At 67.5% G+C, this 16,096-nt stretch carries 16 protein-coding genes; 6 read left to right on the plus strand and 10 right to left on the minus strand.

The features are described from left to right. The 4 genes from OMW55_RS07045 to OMW55_RS07060 are packed head-to-tail and all read right to left on the minus strand — an operon-like array spanning position 1 to position 5,196. Positions 1 to 666, minus strand: coding sequence for an NnrU family protein (locus tag OMW55_RS07045; RefSeq protein ID WP_264881844.1), 666 nt, complete (start codon positions 664 to 666; stop codon positions 1 to 3). Continuing rightward, positions 663 to 2,045: an amidohydrolase family protein gene (locus OMW55_RS07050; RefSeq protein ID WP_264881846.1), complete on the minus strand. Its 1,383-nt coding sequence runs from the start codon at positions 2,043 to 2,045 to the stop codon at positions 663 to 665. Before OMW55_RS07050 ends, OMW55_RS07045 begins: the two co-directional genes overlap by 4 nt. After that, positions 2,042 to 3,427 (minus strand): amidohydrolase, encoded by a 1,386-nt coding sequence (locus tag OMW55_RS07055; protein WP_264881848.1) that lies wholly within the window; start codon positions 3,425 to 3,427, stop codon positions 2,042 to 2,044. The genes OMW55_RS07050 and OMW55_RS07055 overlap by 4 nt, the downstream gene beginning before the upstream one ends. Next, positions 3,424 to 5,196 (minus strand): peptide MFS transporter, encoded by a 1,773-nt coding sequence (locus OMW55_RS07060; protein WP_264882043.1) that lies wholly within the window; start codon positions 5,194 to 5,196, stop codon positions 3,424 to 3,426. Before OMW55_RS07060 ends, OMW55_RS07055 begins: the two co-directional genes overlap by 4 nt. A 152-nt stretch (positions 5,197 to 5,348) precedes the next feature. Between OMW55_RS07060 and OMW55_RS07065 the strand changes: the two genes are divergently transcribed. Then, complete coding sequence (locus tag OMW55_RS07065; protein WP_264881850.1) at positions 5,349 to 5,939, plus strand: nitroreductase family protein; 591 nt, start codon at positions 5,349 to 5,351, stop codon at positions 5,937 to 5,939. A gap of 41 nt (positions 5,940 to 5,980) precedes the next feature. Next, positions 5,981 to 6,337: a GntR family transcriptional regulator gene (locus OMW55_RS07070; RefSeq protein ID WP_264881851.1), complete on the plus strand. Its 357-nt coding sequence runs from the start codon at positions 5,981 to 5,983 to the stop codon at positions 6,335 to 6,337. On the opposite strand, the gene OMW55_RS07075 is transcribed toward OMW55_RS07070, so the two are convergent. Next, positions 6,334 to 8,010, minus strand: a complete 1,677-nt coding sequence (locus tag OMW55_RS07075; RefSeq protein ID WP_264881852.1) for an acyl-CoA dehydrogenase — start codon at positions 8,008 to 8,010, stop codon at positions 6,334 to 6,336. The genes OMW55_RS07070 and OMW55_RS07075 overlap by 4 nt on opposite strands. A gap of 46 nt (positions 8,011 to 8,056) precedes the next feature. On the opposite strand from OMW55_RS07075, the gene OMW55_RS07080 reads away from it, so the two are divergent. Both OMW55_RS07080 and OMW55_RS07085 read left to right on the plus strand, forming a co-directional pair. Continuing rightward, positions 8,057 to 8,983 (plus strand): L-threonylcarbamoyladenylate synthase, encoded by a 927-nt coding sequence (locus tag OMW55_RS07080; RefSeq protein WP_264881854.1) that lies wholly within the window; start codon positions 8,057 to 8,059, stop codon positions 8,981 to 8,983. A gap of 3 nt (positions 8,984 to 8,986) precedes the next feature. After that, positions 8,987 to 9,748, plus strand: coding sequence for a ZIP family metal transporter (locus tag OMW55_RS07085; protein ID WP_264881856.1), 762 nt, complete (start codon positions 8,987 to 8,989; stop codon positions 9,746 to 9,748). Between the two features lie 6 nt (positions 9,749 to 9,754). On the opposite strand, the gene msrA is transcribed toward OMW55_RS07085, so the two are convergent. Together msrA and OMW55_RS07095 are read right to left on the minus strand one after the other, a co-directional pair. Next, a complete protein-coding gene (gene msrA / locus OMW55_RS07090) occupies positions 9,755 to 10,303 on the minus strand; it encodes a peptide-methionine (S)-S-oxide reductase MsrA (protein ID WP_264881857.1) in 549 nt (182 codons plus the stop codon). 57 nt (positions 10,304 to 10,360) lie between these two features. Then, positions 10,361 to 11,020 (minus strand): PilZ domain-containing protein, encoded by a 660-nt coding sequence (locus OMW55_RS07095; RefSeq protein WP_264881860.1) that lies wholly within the window; start codon positions 11,018 to 11,020, stop codon positions 10,361 to 10,363. Positions 11,021 to 11,192: 172 nt separating this feature from the next. Between OMW55_RS07095 and OMW55_RS07100 the strand changes: the two genes are divergently transcribed. Next, complete coding sequence (locus OMW55_RS07100) at positions 11,193 to 11,582, plus strand: response regulator (protein ID WP_264881862.1); 390 nt, start codon at positions 11,193 to 11,195, stop codon at positions 11,580 to 11,582. After that, complete coding sequence (locus OMW55_RS07105; RefSeq protein WP_264881864.1) at positions 11,579 to 12,430, plus strand: EAL domain-containing protein; 852 nt, start codon at positions 11,579 to 11,581, stop codon at positions 12,428 to 12,430. Before OMW55_RS07100 ends, OMW55_RS07105 begins: the two co-directional genes overlap by 4 nt. Here OMW55_RS07105 and amaB read toward each other — a convergent pair. Genes amaB through OMW55_RS07120 form a run of 3 tightly spaced genes read right to left on the minus strand, consistent with a single transcriptional unit; the run spans position 12,395 to position 16,094 of the window. Continuing rightward, positions 12,395 to 13,861 carry an L-piperidine-6-carboxylate dehydrogenase gene (amaB, locus tag OMW55_RS07110; RefSeq protein WP_264881865.1) on the minus strand — a complete coding sequence of 489 codons (1,467 nt, stop codon included), beginning with the start codon at positions 13,859 to 13,861 and terminating at the stop codon, positions 12,395 to 12,397. The genes OMW55_RS07105 and amaB overlap by 36 nt on opposite strands. Next, positions 13,855 to 15,006 (minus strand): aminotransferase, encoded by a 1,152-nt coding sequence (locus tag OMW55_RS07115; RefSeq protein WP_264881866.1) that lies wholly within the window; start codon positions 15,004 to 15,006, stop codon positions 13,855 to 13,857. Before OMW55_RS07115 ends, amaB begins: the two co-directional genes overlap by 7 nt. Further along, on the minus strand, positions 15,003 to 16,094 hold the full coding sequence (locus OMW55_RS07120) for a CaiB/BaiF CoA transferase family protein (protein WP_264881867.1): 1,092 nt from the start codon (positions 16,092 to 16,094) through the stop codon (positions 15,003 to 15,005). The genes OMW55_RS07115 and OMW55_RS07120 overlap by 4 nt, the downstream gene beginning before the upstream one ends. Between the last annotated feature and the right edge of the window lie 2 nt (positions 16,095 to 16,096).

Here is a 16,096-nt window from a genome sequence, read left to right on the forward strand (position 1 = left end):
TCAGCCTAGCCAGCGCCAGACGCCGACAGGGATCGGGTGAAGCCAGGTTGCGGCGACGAACAGCGCGATCCCGCCGATGATCGCGAACCAGCCGGGGAAAGCGACGCCGCGAGCAAACGGCAGAAAGCTGGTCTGCGCGACCCAATTGGCCCAGCGGTCACCGAGCTGACGGCGCTTCTTGGCCTCCTGTCCGGCGGAGCCGACGAGCGCAAGGACGAGCACCGCCACCGCGATGACCATGGCCGAGGGCTCCGGATGCACCAGCAGGTGGGCGATGGCCCACAGCGCGAACGACCACATCATTGGATGGCGGGTGATGCGGAACACGCCGCTGGGCCGGCCTATCACCGCATCGTGCTGCTGCATGGTGACCATCGCTGGGTTGCGGACGAAGGAGCCGACCAGCAGCACGGACGCGACCAGCATCAGCAGGGCCGCGATCCACCACAGCGCTTCGCCCGGCTGCCACAGCCAGGGCTGCGGGCCGGTGTTGCGGCGGGCGAGGACCATGGGGATGAAGGTGGCGAAGGAAACGGCCGAGTAGGCCGCCTGGAACCCGCGAGCGCCGAGGCGCCCGGCGAGCGGCTCCCGCAACGGATGGGACATCAGCAGGTGGGTACCGACGAACAGGGCCGCGAACAGCGCAACGGCCCCGGTGCCGCTCACTGGCGGTAGGCCTGGGGCAGGACACCCGGCGAGAGGTCCTGGTAGCGTTGGCGGAGGCGGGTCTGGCGTGTGGCGAGCGGTTGCTCGACGCCGTCGATCAGTACCGTTTCCGCCGCCGACGCATTGTCGAGCGGGTCGCTGGACCAGATCACCACGTCGCCGCGGCGGCCAGCCTGGAGACTGCCGATCTCGCCGCCCAGGCCGACAGCCTCGGCCGGTCGGCTGGTTACCATCGCCAGCGCCTCACCCCAGCTCAGGCCGGCGGCGCCGGGCACCTTCGCGAGGGCGACCAGATTACCGGCATAGTAGCGGGCGCGGAACGCCATCCGGGTATCGTCGTCATTGATGGTGCCGATCGCGACCTTCACCCCGGCGGCGCGCATCCGGCCGACGTTGCTTTGCGTCGCGGCAATGCTCTCGAAATTGGCTGGGAGGTCGGACAGGGCGGACGCGATCACCGGAATGCCGCTTTGCGCAAGGCGGTCGGCCACGGTCCAGCCCTCGTCGGCGCCGACGATCACTAGGCGCAACCGCGGAAACTCGCGCCCAAGGGCGATCACCTGCAGGAGGTCGGAGGCGCGCTCGGCATGGATCATGAGCAGCTGGCGGCCCTGCAGCACCGGCACCAGTGCGGCGGCATCGAAGCGGGTCAGCAGGACGTCCTGGCTGCGGTTGCCGCGGTAGTCGCGCGATTCGTTCGGGTTGCGGACGACGGGCCGTTCGCGTTGGTCCATGCTGGCCTCATCCGACCGACTTGCGCCGACGGGTAGCGCGCGGCCGAGCTCAGCCGCTTCCCGCAGGGCGTTGCGGAGCAGCACATGGGCGGCGGCGCGGGACCCACCCGCCTGCTCCGAACCGGTCTCGCCCAGCTCTATGAATTGGAAGAGGCGTGGGCGAGTGACCGCGTCCAGGTCGGCGCCGGTGTCGATCAGCGCGCCCTGCCCGGCGAAGATGCTTTTGCCGACGGACGGCGCAACGATCGCACGGGTGACCCCGTCGGCTCGATTGATGGCGACCGGCTGGCCGTTGGGGTTGATCGCCGGCGCGATGTCCAGGGCGGCGCTGAACGGGCCTTCGGAGCTGGTGTCCGTGGCCTGTTCGACCGCGTCCACGTCGCTGAGGCCAAGGCGGGAGAAGCCGGCGACGATGCCGGGGGTAACCCACTTGCCGGTGGCGTCGATGACCCGAGCGCCGGCGGGGACGGCGACGCCCGCGCCCGCGCCGACCACCCGGCCGTCACGGATGACCACGGTGCCGTTCTGGATCGGCTCGGAGCCATCGCCGATCGCCACGGTGCCCCGGACGATGGCGATGGTTTCGGCGGAGACCGGAACGGCGGTGCCCACCAACAGGGCGCCGAGCAGCACGGAGCGGATCACTTCACGTCTCCCTGGCCAGTCTGGCCGAGCTCGAAATCGCTGACGGGCCGAAGCCGCGGATTGTTGGCGTCGTACATGAGAGCACCGTCAATCCACACGCGTTCGGGCCGGGTGTAGGTGCTGAACGGATTGCCGTTCCACAGCACCACGTCCGCCATCTTGCCGGGCTTGAGGCTGCCCACCCGATCGAAGATGCCGAGCGCCCTGGCCGGATTGGCGCTGAGCCAGGTCCAGGCGTGCTCCTCGGTGATCGGCATGCCCGCGCGGCGGCCTGACGCCATCGCCTTGCCCGCCTCCTGGTAAAGGCGCTGGATGCCGTTGGGGTCGTCGGAGTGGACAATGGCGCAGGCGCCGGCGCGGTCGACCAGCGCGACGTTCTCCGGAATGGCGTCGTAGGCTTCCATCTTGAAGCCGTACCAGTCGGCCCACATCGCCGAGCAGATGCCTTCGCGCGCCAGCAGGTCGGCGATCTTGTAGCTTTCCACCGCGTGGTGGAAGGCCGTGATCTTGTAGCCCATCTCCTTGGACAGATCGATCATGTTGGCCATCTCGTCGGCCCGGTAGCAGTGGTTCTGCACCAGGATTTCGCCGGCGAGCACACCGCGCAGCGTGTCCATCGCGAGGTCGCGATCGGGCATGTCGCCGCCCTCGCGTTCGTAGCGGTCCCATTTGCGCTTATACGCCTGGGCCTGGAGCCAGGTCTGGCGGGTAACCGCGATGTTGCCCATCCGGGTGGAGGGCATCTGGCCCTTGGAGCCGTAGACGCGTTTGGGGTTCTCGCCGCACGCCATCTTGAGGCCGTAGGGCGCGCCCGGGAACTTCATGCCCTGCACGGTGCGGGCAGGCACGTTCTTGAGCACCACGGAACGACCGCCGAACAGGTTGGCGGAGCCGGGCAGGACCTGCAGCGACGTCACGCCGCCGTTGGCGAGCGCCCGCGAGAAACCTGGGTCCTGTGGCCAGACGCTGTGTTCGGCCCAGACCTCTGGCCGCGCGGGCGCGGTTGCTTCGTTGCCGTCGTCGTGGGCCTGGACGGCTGGGCTGGGATAGTCGCCGAGGTGGCTATGGATGTCGATAACGCCGGGGGTCACGTACTTGCCCGCAGCGTCGATCACCACCGCGCCGGCCGGAGCGCTAAGCCCCTGCCCCACGGCCTGGATCTTGCCGTCAACCAGCAGCACGTCGCCGCCGTCGATCCGCCCGCCCTCGCCGTCCAGCACCGTGGCGCCGCGCAGCAGCGTCGGTACGCCCGGATAGGCTCGATAGGTGGAAGGATATGGATTTCGGTTGACCGGCTCCGGTGCCAGCTTGTCGCCAGTGCTGGCGCAACCGGCGAGGGAGACGGCGAAGGCCGCGGCGACGAAGCTCAGACGCATGCTCATTTGACCCCGTGCATCCACTTCTTGAGCGGCCATGAGAGAAGGAACAGCACCACGCCGGCGCCGATCGCGATCCAGGCGATGGTCGTGAAGGTGCCAGTGTAGGTCGTCAGGCTGTTCCGGAGGTTGGTGACCTGGCCACCGACCGTCTCCACGCTGGCGAACTGGGCCACCACGCCCGCGACATACTGCGCGACGGAGATCGACAGGAACCAGACGCCCATCATGAGGCCGACCACGCGGGCGATCGACAGCTTGGTGATCATCGACAGGCCGACGGGCGAGATGCACAGTTCGGCCAGCGAGTGGATCAGGTAAAGGCCCGCCAGCCACCACAAGCCGACCTGATAGTTGTTGCCCGGGCCCGCGAACTGCGCGCCGAACACCAGCAGCAGGAAGCCCGCACCGACGCCCATGAGCGCGATGGCGAACTTAATCGGGATCGAGGGTTCCAACCCCCGTTTGGCGAGGCGGAGCCAAACGGCGCTGAGGATCGGCGCGAAGATGACGATGAACAGCGGGTTGAAGTTCTGAGTCTGCGGCGCCGACAGGCTGAACAGGCCGAACACGCTGCGGTCCGTGTTGCGGTCCGCGAACAGGGTCAGCGAGGAGCCGGCCTGTTCGAACAGCGTCCAGAAGAAGACGTTGAACACGATCAGGATCATCGCCGCCGTCATCATCTGCGCTTCCTGGCGGGTGCCCTTGGCATAGGACCAGAAAAGGATCCCGGGCACTGCCACGATGAAGGTGCCGAACAACAGTTTGCCCATCAGCGACAGGGAAGCGAGATAGCCGATGAAGCCCGACCCGGCCTCAGCCGGCTGCGAGTTCATCAGGTTGTGGAACAGGAACACCAGCACCGGCACGGCAATGAATGCCGCGACGTAGATGAGGATGTCGCGGTTCGGCGCGTTGTCGGGGCGATTGCCATAGTCATTCAGCAGCCCGCGATCGAACTGGACCAGTGCGTAGCTGATCAACATGCCAAAGCCCGCGAGGCTCAGGCCCGCCCACCAGCCGAACCAGTCGGCCAACAGTGGGCAGAAGAACTGGCCACCGATGCTGCCCAGGTTGATGCCCATGTAGAATATGGTGAAGCCCGCATCCCGGCGCCGGTCCCCGGTTGCGTACAATGCACCCACCACCGTTGAGATGTTCGGCTTGAAGAAGCCGTTGCCGACGGAGATCAGCGACAGCGCGATCAGCATGATGGTGAGCGTCAGGTCGTCGCGCTGGGCGCCCGACTCGAACGAACCCTTGGGCAGCCGCCGCGCTTCCTGACCGCCGCTCAACAGCGAGATGGTGCCGTCGTCGTTGCCGCGGATCTGGAGCTTCTGGTTGTCGATGACGACCGAGCGCGTCTCATCCGGGCGGCTGGTCGGCCGGTCAACGAAATTGTCGACAACGACCTCGTAGCGCTGTCCGTTGATGCTGGCATACGGCTTGGCCGGACTGCCGCCGAAGGCCAGCAGGAAGTAGCCGGCCGCCATGACCAGCGCACCGAACTTGATCGCCCGCTTGGAGCCGAGGAATTGGTCCGCCAGCAGGCCGCCGACCAGCGGCGTCAGGTAAACAAGCGCGGTATAACCGCCGTAGAGCCCGGTCGCCTGACTGTCGGAGAAGAGGAAATGCTTGGTCAGGTATAGGGTCAGCAGCGCCCGCATGCCGTAGTAGCCGAACCGCTCCCACATCTCGGTGGTGAACAGCCGGGCCAATTGCCGCGGATGGCCGAACCAGCCCTTCTCATCGCTCCGCCCGACATCGTCAGTCATGGGAGCAGTGGTGGTTTCCGGTCCGACATTGACCATGCAGAATCTCTCCGAGGCGCGCCGGGAGGCGCTGAATGCGGCGGCACCGTAACGAGCATTTCCCGTCTGCCAAGCGCATTGTGACTGCCAGACCCGCGCCTTATGTGGGCTCGCCCATGCTGAATGATCGCTCCACCCCGCTCGCGCTGCTCGAAACCCGCCGTTCAGCCAGGGCCCGCGACATGGTGGGACCAGGCCCGTCGCCGGAGCAGCTGGGGCGGATCATCGCCGTCGCCGCGCGCACGCCCGACCATGGCAAGCTGGCGCCGTGGCGTTTCGTGATCGTCGAAGACGACCAGCGCGAGGCGCTGGCTGCGCTGCTGCACCGGGCGCTGGAGCAGAACGATCCGGAAGCTGGCCCGGCTCACCATGCCAAGGCCGACCAGTTTGCCCGGCAGGGCGAGGCGCTGGTGGTGCTCCTGTCGGCCCCGGTGCGGGGGCACAAGGTACCAATCGACGAGCAGGAGATGTCCGCCGGCGCCGTCGGCATGAACCTGCTGCACGCGGCCAACGCGCTGGGTTTCGTCGGCAGCTGGCTGACCGGCTGGGCTGCCTATGATCCGACGGTGCGCGAGGCCTTTGCTCAAGGTCCGGATGAACGGATCATCGGCTTCTTCTTCTTCGGTTCGCCGGGGCAGCCGCTGCAGGAGCGGCCGCGGCCGCTCCTGAGTCGGATCGTGCGCCAATGGAGCCCGACGGAAGCTTAGCGCCACTTGCAACCCTATGCGGCTCGCTGTATTAAAACAGCATGACGCTTCGTGCCGCTCCCGACAAGCCGGTCTACCTTCGCCTGCGGGAGACAATCGCCGAGCGGATCCTCGCCGGACGCTACAAGGACGGCGATCCCCTGCCCTCGGTCCGCGCGCTTGCTGCCGAGCAGGGCGCCAACCCACTGACGGTCGCGAAGGCGTACCAGGGTTTCCAGGACGATGGTCTGGTGGTCGTCCGGCGCGGCGTGGGCATGTTCGTTGCCGAGGGTGCCCGAGCGCGGTTGTCACACGCCGAGCGGGACCGGTTCGTCACTCAGGAGTGGCCAGCGATCCGCACCCGCATGCAGCAGTTGGGGATCAATCCCGCCGAGCTGCTCGGAACGGAGCGAGCCTAGGCCAGCGCTTCCGCGGGAACAGAGTAAAGCAGCTCGGCGCCAGCTTCTGCCCCAGCGGCGAGCCCGAGTGCTTCGGGCACCACCACTGACATGAAGTAACCGGCGGCCGCCCGCTTGACTTGGTCGAAGGGCGTGCCGCCTCGCGCAGCCTTGGACTGCCGTTCGAGCAACCAGCCGGCACTCAGGACGGCTGTCATCGTCAGGAACGGATAGCTGCCCGCCAGCCGGTCGTCGTGGCCGGCGCCTCGGAGGGTGGCGGCGGCAATCTCGACTGCATCGGCCAGCGCCTGCAGGCTCGGCGAGTCCGTTTCCGCGCGGATGTCGGCGATCAGGCCATCGAAGGCGAGCCCGCCGTCGAGTCCCAGCTTGCGGTTAACCAGGTCGGCGGCCTGGATGCCGTTGGTGCCTTCATAGATCGGCGCGATGCGGGCGTCGCGAAGGTACTGCGCTGCGCCGGTCTCCTCGACATAGCCCATGCCGCCATGGACCTGGATGCCGAGGCTGGCGACCTCGCAGCCGACGTCCGTGCCCCAGGCCTTGACCAGCGGGGTGAGCACGTCGGCGCGCATGCTTGCCTGCGCGTCGCCGCCCTGCCCACGGTCCACCTGCCCGAAGGCATAATAGGTCAGCGCCCGAGCACCCATGGTCAGTGCCCGCATCCGCAGCAGCATGCGACGCACGTCCGGGTGCTCGTGAATTGCAACGGCGTCCTTGCTGGGGCCGCCGGCACGGGCCGACTGGACGCGGCCGAGAGCATAATCGACGGCCCGCTGCGTCGCCCGCTCGGCAATGCCGACGCCCTGCAGGCCGACGTTGAGGCGCGCGTTGTTCATCATCGTGAACATTGCGCGCATCCCGCCATGCTCGGGCCCGATGAGCCAACCGGTCGCGCCGCCGTTGTCTCCGTAGGCCATGACGCAGGTCGGTGAGGCGTGGATGCCAAGCTTGTGCTCGATCGAAGCGCAGCGGACGTCGTTGCGGCTGCCGTCGGGCAGGACCTTGGGGACCAGGAACAGCGAGATGCCACGGGTGCCGACCGGCGCGTCGGGGGTGCGGGCGAGCACCAGGTGGATGATGTTGTCGGCCAGGTCGTGCTCGCCGTAGGTGATGTAGATCTTGGAGCCGGTGATCCGCCAGCTGCCATCGCCGTTCGGCTCCGCCCTGGTCTTGAGCGCGCCGACGTCCGATCCGGCCTGCGGCTCGGTCAGGTTCATGGTTGCCGGCCACTCGCCCGAGACGATCCGGGCCAGATAGTCGCGCTTCTGCTCGGGCGAGCCGTGCGCCTCCAGTGCTTCGATCGCGCCCATGCTGAGCATCGGACAGAGCGCGAACGCGAGGTTGGCAGCGTTCAGATCCTCCATGACAGCAGCCCCGAGCACGCCCGGCAGCCCCTGCCCGCCCGCATCCGCCGGCGCGCTGATCGTCATCCAGCCGCCTTCAACGAAGTGGCGGTAGGCCTCGTGAAAGCCCTGCGGCAGCGTGACCCCATCGGGCGACCATTTGGCGCCAACCTCGTCGCCGACGCGGTTCAGCGGCTCGACTTCGCCCTCGGCATATTGCGCCGCGCCTTCCAGCACGGCGTCGACGATGTCGAGGTCGTTGGTCAGCTCCGCAATCCCGACCACCTGGTCGAGAACGAAGCGCTGTTCCTGGACGGGTACGCGAAAGGTCATGGGGCTTCCCTTGTGAGCTCTTGCCGATTGCCATAGCGAGCCGGGCATGACCGTCCAAGACACCGCAGTACGGCCGTTCGACGAGGCAACGTTGGCCGAGGCGGCGGCGCTGATCCTCGCGGGGCAGCCGGTCGCCGTGCCGACGGAGACGGTCTATGGGCTGGCGGCGGATGCGACGAACGGCGAGGCGGTGGCGCGCATCTATGCGGCCAAGGGGCGGCCGAGCTTCAATCCGCTGATCGTGCATGTGCCGGACTTCGCCGCGGCGGAGGCGCTGGGCGCGTTCGATGAGCGCGCGCGGGAGCTTGCGCAGCGTCATTGGCCTGGGCCGCTGACCCTGGTGGTGCCGCTGCGGGCGGGCGCGCCCGTGGCGCCGCTGGTAACCGCCGGCCTGCCAACCGTGGCGCTGCGGGTGCCGGCGCATCCGGTCATGCAGGCACTGCTGCGGACGACCGGCCGGCCGCTCGCGGCGCCATCGGCCAACGCCAGTGGGCGGATCAGTCCGACGCGCGCGGAGCATGTGCTGGCGTCGCTGGGCGGACGAGTGCCGCTGATCCTGGATGGCGGCGCGACCGAGCGAGGTTTGGAGAGCACGATTGTGGCGGTCGGCCGTGGCGGGTTGCGGCTGCTGCGGCCGGGTCCGGTCCAAGTTCCGGACGCTGAGCAAGTTACCGGCGGACCGGTCCATGCCCCCGGCATGCTGGCGAGCCATTATGCGCCCACCAAGCCCGTGCGCCTCAACGCCACGGAACGGCAGGCAGGCGAGTGGTTGATCGGTTTCGGCCCGATCGCCGGGGACGATACTCTGAGCGCGGCCGGCAGTCTTGAGGAAGCGGCGGCCAACCTGTTCGCAGCGCTTCACCACGCCGACGCGCAACCTGTTGACGCCATTGCCGTTGCTTCGGTGCCGGATCACGAACTTGGCCGGGCAATCAACGACCGGCTGCGCAGGGCGGCGGCCGACAAGGAGTAAGGCATGCCCGTCGCCATCCAAGCTGGATTATGGGGGCTGCTGTCCGGCTCGGCCCTGCTGCTGGGGGCGCTGGTCGGGTGGTATGCCCGGCTGCCGCAACGGCTGATCGCCGCCATTATGGCGTTCGGGGCCGGCGTGCTGATCTCTGCCCTGTCGTTTGAGTTGATGGACGAAGCATGGAAGCAAGGTGGATTCCTGCCGGTGGCCGGCGGATTCCTGTCCGGCGCGACGATTTATACGGCGGCCAATTGGGTCCTGGCGCACCGCGGCGCGCGCCATCGCAAGCGCAGCGGTGCGAGCGGCAAGCGCGATCAGCAAGCGGCCGAGCATCCGAACAACGGCCTGGCGCTGGCGCTCGGCGCTCTGCTCGATGGCATCCCGGAATCGATCGTCATCGGCGTGAGCCTGATCCAGGGCGGCGCTGTTGGTGTGGTGGCCGTTATTGCCGTGTTCCTGTCCAACCTGCCCGAAGGCCTGTCGAGCGCCGCCGGGCTGAAGCAGGAGGGCAAGTCCGCCGCCTACAATTTCGGCCTGTGGACCGGTATTGCGCTGATTTCGGGCGCCGCGGCAGCGATCGGCTACGTTGCCTTTGCCGGCGTCGACCCTGGCGTCGTCGCCTTTGTTCAGGCAGTCGCGGCCGGAGCCATCCTGGCGATGATCGTGGATACCATGGTACCCGAGGCGTCCGAAGGCACCCACGACTTCGCCGGACTGATCTCCGTCAGCGGCTTCCTGGTCGCGTTCGCGCTCAGCAAGCTCGGCTGAGCCGGCTCAGGCGGTGGCTTGGGCCGACTTCAACCGGTTCTGAAAGCTCTTGCGCAGCTTCTGCAGCTTGGGCGGGATCACGGCCATGCAGTACGGGTTGCGCTGGCCCTCGTTCGCCCAATAATCCTGGTGGTAATCCTCGGCCGGATACCAGTCGGATAGCGGCTCAATCGTGGTGACGATGCGTCCGCCCTGGTCCTCATTATGCTCGGCGATCTTGTCCCGGGCGATCTGCGCCTGGGTGTCGTCCAGCGGGAAAATCGCGGAGCGATATTGCGTACCGATATCGTTGCCCTGCCGGTTGAGCTGGGTCGGATCGTGGGTCGCGAAGAAGATGTCCAGCAGGTCGGCATAGCTCACCTGTGCCTCGTCGAAGGTGACCCGGATCGCCTCGGCATGGCCGGTGTCGCCGCCGCAGACCTGCTTGTAAGTCGGGTTCACCGTCTGCCCGCCGATGTAGCCGCTCTCGACGCTGCTGACGCCCACGACGTCCAGAAACACCGCCTCGGTGCACCAGAAGCAGCCGCCGGCCAGAATCGCTTGGCTTTCCGCCATGTTCAAACACTCCGCTCGATAACTCGGAGTGACATGTAGGGTGGAACTGGTGCGAAACTAGCGGCTCTTGTGGACCGCCTTCAAGCTGGCGACTTCCAGCCGCTTGCCGACCCACTCGGCTACCTCTTCGAAGCGAAGCTCCTCGTCGAACACGATGCCGGCGCGACGGTCGCAATACCAGCGCACCTCGCCCTTCACCGGGCGGAGGCTCTCGATGACGACCACGACCTTCTTGCCCAGGCAGTACTCGCCGATCGGCTCCACCTTCATCCCGCCCAGCGAGATGTCATGGACGTTGCAGGTGTAGAAGGTGCGGCCGACCCGGACGGAGGCCTTGCACTCCACCTGCAGGCGCGGTGGGCGGGAGCGGAAACCATGGCGCGGCTTGCGCCCGGCCAGCAGCTCGCCAAGATCGATGTTCTGGTCGAACTTGATGCCGACCGCGCCTTCGCGGATCCAGACAATGGTGGCTGGAATTTTCTGCCCGGAGAACTCCACTTCCACAGCGTCACCGACGGGTGGTGGGACTCCGCAGTCGGCCATCAGCCCGCCCGCTGAGAGGTTGCGGATGCGGATCAGCTGCTCGCCTCCGACGCTGGACAGCTTGCCGACCTGCAAGGTCGACAGCACGCGGTCGTTGCTGCGGCGCTCGACCGGCCGCGGCACAGCGGTGCTGAGCGAGAACGTCGTCGATTCGAACGCGGCCTCTTCGCTCACGGGCTTGCGGCTTTTGCGGCGGATCAACGATGCCAACACGGAAAGCTTCTCCTTTGCCGGGAGTGCCGACATCCTTCGACCCTGCCGCAACGAAGTTAAGAAGCCGTAACAGGGTTTGACGGGAGCGGTTTTCGCGGCGCAAGGGGGAAGATTGCTCGGGGAGAACACAAGAATGGAGCGGCCGCGCCTGCTGCTGATCGACGACGAACCGGCGCTTGCGAGCTTTTTCGCCAGTGCCGCCCAGGACTGCGGCTATGAGCCGGCGATTGGAACCGACCAGGCCGATTTTCGGCGCCGCTACGGTGAGCGGCGGCCGGACGTGGTGGTGCTTGACCTTGGCATGCCAGGAATGGACGGGGTGGAGCTGCTTCGCTTTCTCAGCGGCGAAGATTTCCGCGGCCCCGTGCTGATCATCTCCGGCTTTGACCGGCGGGTGCTCGACAGCGCCTTCCGGCTTGGTGAAGCGTTGGGGCTGACGATGGTTGGCCCGCTCGAGAAACCCGCTCGGCTCGAAGCGCTGGAGGCCATCCTCAAGGAGGTCCGACCGACCGTTTCGCGATGACTTCCCCGGCGGACATCAAGTTGCTCGACGGGTTCGAGCGCGCCCTGCTGAACGGCCGGCTGACGATGGTGTACCAGCCCAAGGTTGCGCTTGCCGACGGTCAGCTGATCCGGGTTGAAGCGCTGGTCCGGTGGGACGACCCAGCGATGGGCCCGGTGGCGCCGTCGCGGTTCGTGCCCTTGGCCGAGCGCCACGGATTGATTGACCAGCTCACCCAATGGGGCCTGCGCACGACCTTGCGGCAATGGCTGACCTGGCGCGCGCAAGGGCTGGATACCACGATCGCCTTCAACATCTCGGCCCTGTCACTGCAACACCTGGACTTTCCGGATCTGGTGGAGCGGATGTGCCGGGCCCTCGATGTGCCGACTGACCGGCTGGTGCTGGAGCTGACCGAAGGCGCCACGCAGCCGCTGATCAAGCTGATGGACACCCTTACCCGGTTCCGGATCAAGGGGATCGGTCTTGCCATCGACGATTTCGGGACCGGCTATTCCAGTCTGATGCAGTTGCGGCAGCTGCCGTTCACGGACGTGAAGATCGATCGGCTGTTCGTTTCGGACATGTGCCGCAGCAACGACAGTCTGGTGATCGTCAAGGCGATCATCGACCTGGCGCATGGGCTGGGCCTCACGGCCACGGCCGAGGGGGTGGAAACGGCCGAGCAGCTGGCGCTGCTGCGCGAACTGGGGTGCGACACGGCGCAAGGATTCCTGATCGCCCAGCCGCTGGTGCCGGGGGAGCTGGTCGGCTGGAACTCACGGCACAAGCGGCGATGGAAGATGCTGGTCAACCCGCCGGCCGATCAGCAGCTACGGCGCCGGGTCGAAGCTGATGCCCTGCGCTAGCGGCAGGTCGTTGCCGTAGTTCACCGTGTTGGTCTGGCGGCGCATATAGGCCTTCCAGCTGTCCGACCCGCTCTCACGGCCGCCGCCGGTCTCCTTTTCCCCGCCGAACGCCCCACCGATCTCCGCGCCGGACGGGCCGATGTTGACGTTGGCGATGCCGCAATCCGAGCCCACGCCTGAGACGAACCGCTCCGCTTCCCTGAGATCGGTTGTGAAGATCGACGAGCTAAGTCCTTGCCGTACGCCGTTGTTGATGGCGATGGCCTGGTCCAGCTCCGAGTAGCGGACGAGGTACAGGATGGGCGCGAAGGTCTCGTTCAGCGCGCGGTGGTCCGGCCATTCGACTTCGACGAGTGCGGGGCGAACGTAGACACCGCCGGCGACCGCCTCAACCTGCTCGGCGTCTGGAACGACCGCCTGCATGGAGGTCCAAGCGGCCTCGTCGATGAGCGGGCCCATCAGCACGCCGGGCTCGCGCGGGTCCCCGATGTTGACCGCCGCGAACAACTCCCGGACTCGGGCGACCAGCTGGTCGGCGATGCTTTCATGAACAATGAGGCGCCGCAGCGTGGTGCAGCGCTGGCCGGCGGTGCCGACGGCCGAGAAGAGGATCCCGCGCTCGGCCAACTTAAGATCGGCGGAAGGCGCGACGATCATTGCGTTGTTGCCGCCGAGTTCCAGGAGGACCCGACCGAAGCGGCGCGCAACGCGTGGACCCAGTTCGCGGCCCATGCGGGTGGAGCCGGTTGCGGATACCAGGGCCATGCGCGAGTGGTCGGCCAGTGCTTCGCCCACTTCCCGGCCGCCTTGGGCGACCTGAACCAGCGTTTCCGGCACGCCGCCGAAGCGCTCCGCCGCACGCCGCAGGAGCACGAGCACCGCCTCGGCGACCAGCGGCGTCTTTTCGCTCGGCTTCCATACCACGGAGTTCCCGCAGACCAGTGCGAGCGCCGCGTTCCAGGCGAACACCGCTACGGGAAAGTTGAAGGCGGAGATGACGAGCACCGGCCCGAGTGGGTGCCATTGCTCCATCATGCGGTGGTCCGGACGCTCGCTGACGATGGTCAGGCCGTACAGCTGGCGCGACAGGCCGACCGCGAAGTCGCAGATGTCGATCATTTCCTGAACTTCGCCCTCGGCCTCGGCTAGGATCTTGCCGCATTCAAGCGTGACCAGTCGGGCAAGCGCCGTCTTCTCCCGGCGAAGTTCCTCGCCCCACAGGCGGACCAACTCGCCACGGCGAGGGGCGGGAACGGTGCGCCAAGCCAGGAACGCAGCCTGCGCGGCCGCGCAGATGCCCTCGACGTCGGTGCATTCGTCGACCGAGCCGATCACTGCCCCATCAATAGGCGAGCGGCTATCGAGACCGCCGGAGCCGCTCAGGCCAAAGTGGCGTAGCAGGTCGGACGCTTCCGCGGCTGGGCTCAGCATGCGAGCGCTCGTGCCTTGGCCAGCGCCTGGAGCCCTGCATCGATGGTCGAGTCCTGCTTGGCGAAGCAGAGGCGGACCATGGTGGTTACCGGCTCCGCTTCGAAGAAAGGCGAAAGCGGGATCACAGCCACCCCGGCCCGCTCAACTGCGAGCGTTGCGAACTCAATGTCGGTCATGTCGATCCCCGATTGGGCCAGGTCTACGCACTGAAAGTAGGTCGCCTGCGCCGGCAGCACGGCATAGCCGGCCTGCTCCAATCCATGCACGAGCCGATTGCGGGCGCGGGTAAACGCGGCGCGCATGGGCGTAAGCCACTCGTGGTGCGCCAGGCCGACGGCAACCGCCGCCTGCAGGTTCGGCGGCGTGGCAAAGGTCAGGAACTGGTGCGCCTTGGCGACCACGCCGGCGAACGCGGGCGGAGCGACCAGCCAGCCCACCTTCCAGCCGGTGAGCGAGAAGATCTTGCCTGCCGACCCGCACTTCAGCGTGCGCTCCGCCATGCCCGGCAGCACGGCAAGGGAGGTGAAGGCGGCGCCGTCGAGCAGCACATGCTCCCAGACCTCGTCGGAAAGGACCAGCAGGTCGTGCTCGCGGGCGATGCTCGCCACAGCCTCCAGTTCGGCGCGGGAGAACAGGCGACCAGTCGGGTTATGGGGGTTGTTCAGGATTAGCAGGCGGCTGCGATCGGTCACGGCGGCCCGCAGCGCAGCTTCGTCGATCTGCCAGTCCGGCGCCCGCAGCGCCACCTCGCGGACTGTGCCGCCGGCGCGGCGAACCAGCGGCGCGTAGGCGTCGTAGGCGGGCGCGATCACGATCGCCTCCTCGCCGGGACCGATCACCGCAAGTATGGCAGCGGCGATCGCCTCCGTGGCGCCGCTCGTCACCAGCACGTGGTCGGCGGTGAGTTGCAGTCCATGGCAGCGGTTGTAGTGGGCGGCCACAGCCTCGCGCAGCACCGGAAGGCCGCGCGAGGGCGGATACTGGTTGCTGCCCTCGCGCAGCAGCCGGGCTGCTTCCTCGACCAGCGGTTCGGGCCAGCCGAAGTCGGGAAAGCCCTGACCCAGGTTGACGGCGCCGTGGCGGATCGCCGCCATGCTCATCCGCTCGAAAATGCTGAGCGGCATATCAGCATAAAGTGGGTTCACCGGAGCACTCCGCTTGCGCGCAAGTCGGCGATCTCGTCTTCGCCATAACCAAGCTCGCCCAGGATCGCCGTGCCGTCAGCGCCCTCCGGACGGGGTGGGCGCGGGCTGGCGGCGGGGGTGGCGGAGAAGCGCGGGGCCGGGCCGGGCTGAACGACGCCGCCGACTTTGATGAAGGTGCCGCGCGCTTGGTTGTGCGGATGTTGCGGCGCCTCGGGCAGGCTGAGCACCGGCGCGACGCAGGCATCCTGCCCGGCGAACAGCGCCACCCACTCGTCGCGCGGCCTGGCGGCAATCGCTTGCGCAACCTCAGCCTTGGTCGGCGCTCCACCGAGCCCCAAGCCTGCGAAAAGCGCAGCCCGGAACTGCGGCTCGATGGCGCCGACGCTCAGCTCCTTGCCGTCGGCGCAGGTGTAGCACCCATACATCGGGTCGCCGCCGTCAAGCAGGTTGGCGCCGCGCTCGTCGCGCCACAGCCCGGCAGCCTTGAGCCCGTAGATGATGGCTCCGGTCAGCGCCGCACCGTCAGTCATGGCAGCGTCGACTACTTGGCCGCTTCCGCCCCGCTGCACGTACAGCAGCGCACTGACCATGCCGAACGCCAGCATTAGCCCACCGCCGGCATAGTCGCCGACCAGGTTCAGGGGCGGCACGGCCGGTCGGTCAGGCTCGCCGATGCAACCCAGCAGGCCGGTCAGCGCCACATAATTGATGTCGTGCCCGGCTTCCGTGCTGAGCGGCCCGTCCTGCCCCCAGCCGGTCACTCGGCCGTAGACCAGCCGCGGGTTCGCCTCGAGCAGCGCGTCGGGGCCAAGTCCAAGCTTCTCCATCACGCCCGGTCGATAGCCCTCGATTAGGCCGTCGGCTTGTTCGGCCAGGCGGCGGACGGCCGCCCTGCCCTCTTCCTGGCGCAGGTCGAGGGCGATGCTTTCCCGATTGCGGGTCAGCGGGTCGTTGGGAACGCTGAGGTTGCCGGGCCGCTCGACCCGGATGACCCGGGCGCCATGGTCGGCCAGCATGGTCGCCGCAAAGGGTCCGGGTCCGAGTCCCGCCAGCTCCACGATTGTCAGCCCTGCCAGCGCTCCGGCCATTC

It is taken from the genome of Sphingomonas arvum, assembly GCF_026013565.1.
Taxonomy (GTDB): Bacteria; Pseudomonadota; Alphaproteobacteria; order Sphingomonadales; family Sphingomonadaceae; genus Sphingomicrobium; species Sphingomicrobium arvum.

Excerpts from the sequence above, each read along its gene's own strand:
- OMW55_RS07060 (WP_264882043.1), bottom strand. The coding sequence starts at position 5,196 with ATGACTGACGATGTCGGGCGGAGCGATGAGAAGGGCTGGTTCGGCCAT.
- OMW55_RS07055 (WP_264881848.1), bottom strand. The coding sequence starts at position 3,427 with ATGAGCATGCGTCTGAGCTTCGTCGCCGCGGCCTTCGCCGTCTCCCTC.
- amaB (WP_264881865.1), bottom strand. The coding sequence starts at position 13,861 with ATGCTGAGCCCAGCCGCGGAAGCGTCCGACCTGCTACGCCACTTTGGC.
- OMW55_RS07085 (WP_264881856.1), top strand. The coding sequence starts at position 8,987 with ATGCCCGTCGCCATCCAAGCTGGATTATGGGGGCTGCTGTCCGGCTCG.
- OMW55_RS07075 (WP_264881852.1), bottom strand. The coding sequence starts at position 8,010 with ATGACCTTTCGCGTACCCGTCCAGGAACAGCGCTTCGTTCTCGACCAG.
- OMW55_RS07100 (WP_264881862.1), top strand. The coding sequence starts at position 11,193 with ATGGAGCGGCCGCGCCTGCTGCTGATCGACGACGAACCGGCGCTTGCG.
- OMW55_RS07120 (WP_264881867.1), bottom strand. The coding sequence starts at position 16,094 with ATGGCCGGAGCGCTGGCAGGGCTGACAATCGTGGAGCTGGCGGGACTC.
- OMW55_RS07070 (WP_264881851.1), top strand. The coding sequence starts at position 5,981 with ATGACGCTTCGTGCCGCTCCCGACAAGCCGGTCTACCTTCGCCTGCGG.
- OMW55_RS07065 (WP_264881850.1), top strand. The coding sequence starts at position 5,349 with ATGCTGAATGATCGCTCCACCCCGCTCGCGCTGCTCGAAACCCGCCGT.
- OMW55_RS07105 (WP_264881864.1), top strand. The coding sequence starts at position 11,579 with ATGACTTCCCCGGCGGACATCAAGTTGCTCGACGGGTTCGAGCGCGCC.
- msrA (WP_264881857.1), bottom strand. The coding sequence starts at position 10,303 with ATGGCGGAAAGCCAAGCGATTCTGGCCGGCGGCTGCTTCTGGTGCACC.
- OMW55_RS07080 (WP_264881854.1), top strand. The coding sequence starts at position 8,057 with ATGACCGTCCAAGACACCGCAGTACGGCCGTTCGACGAGGCAACGTTG.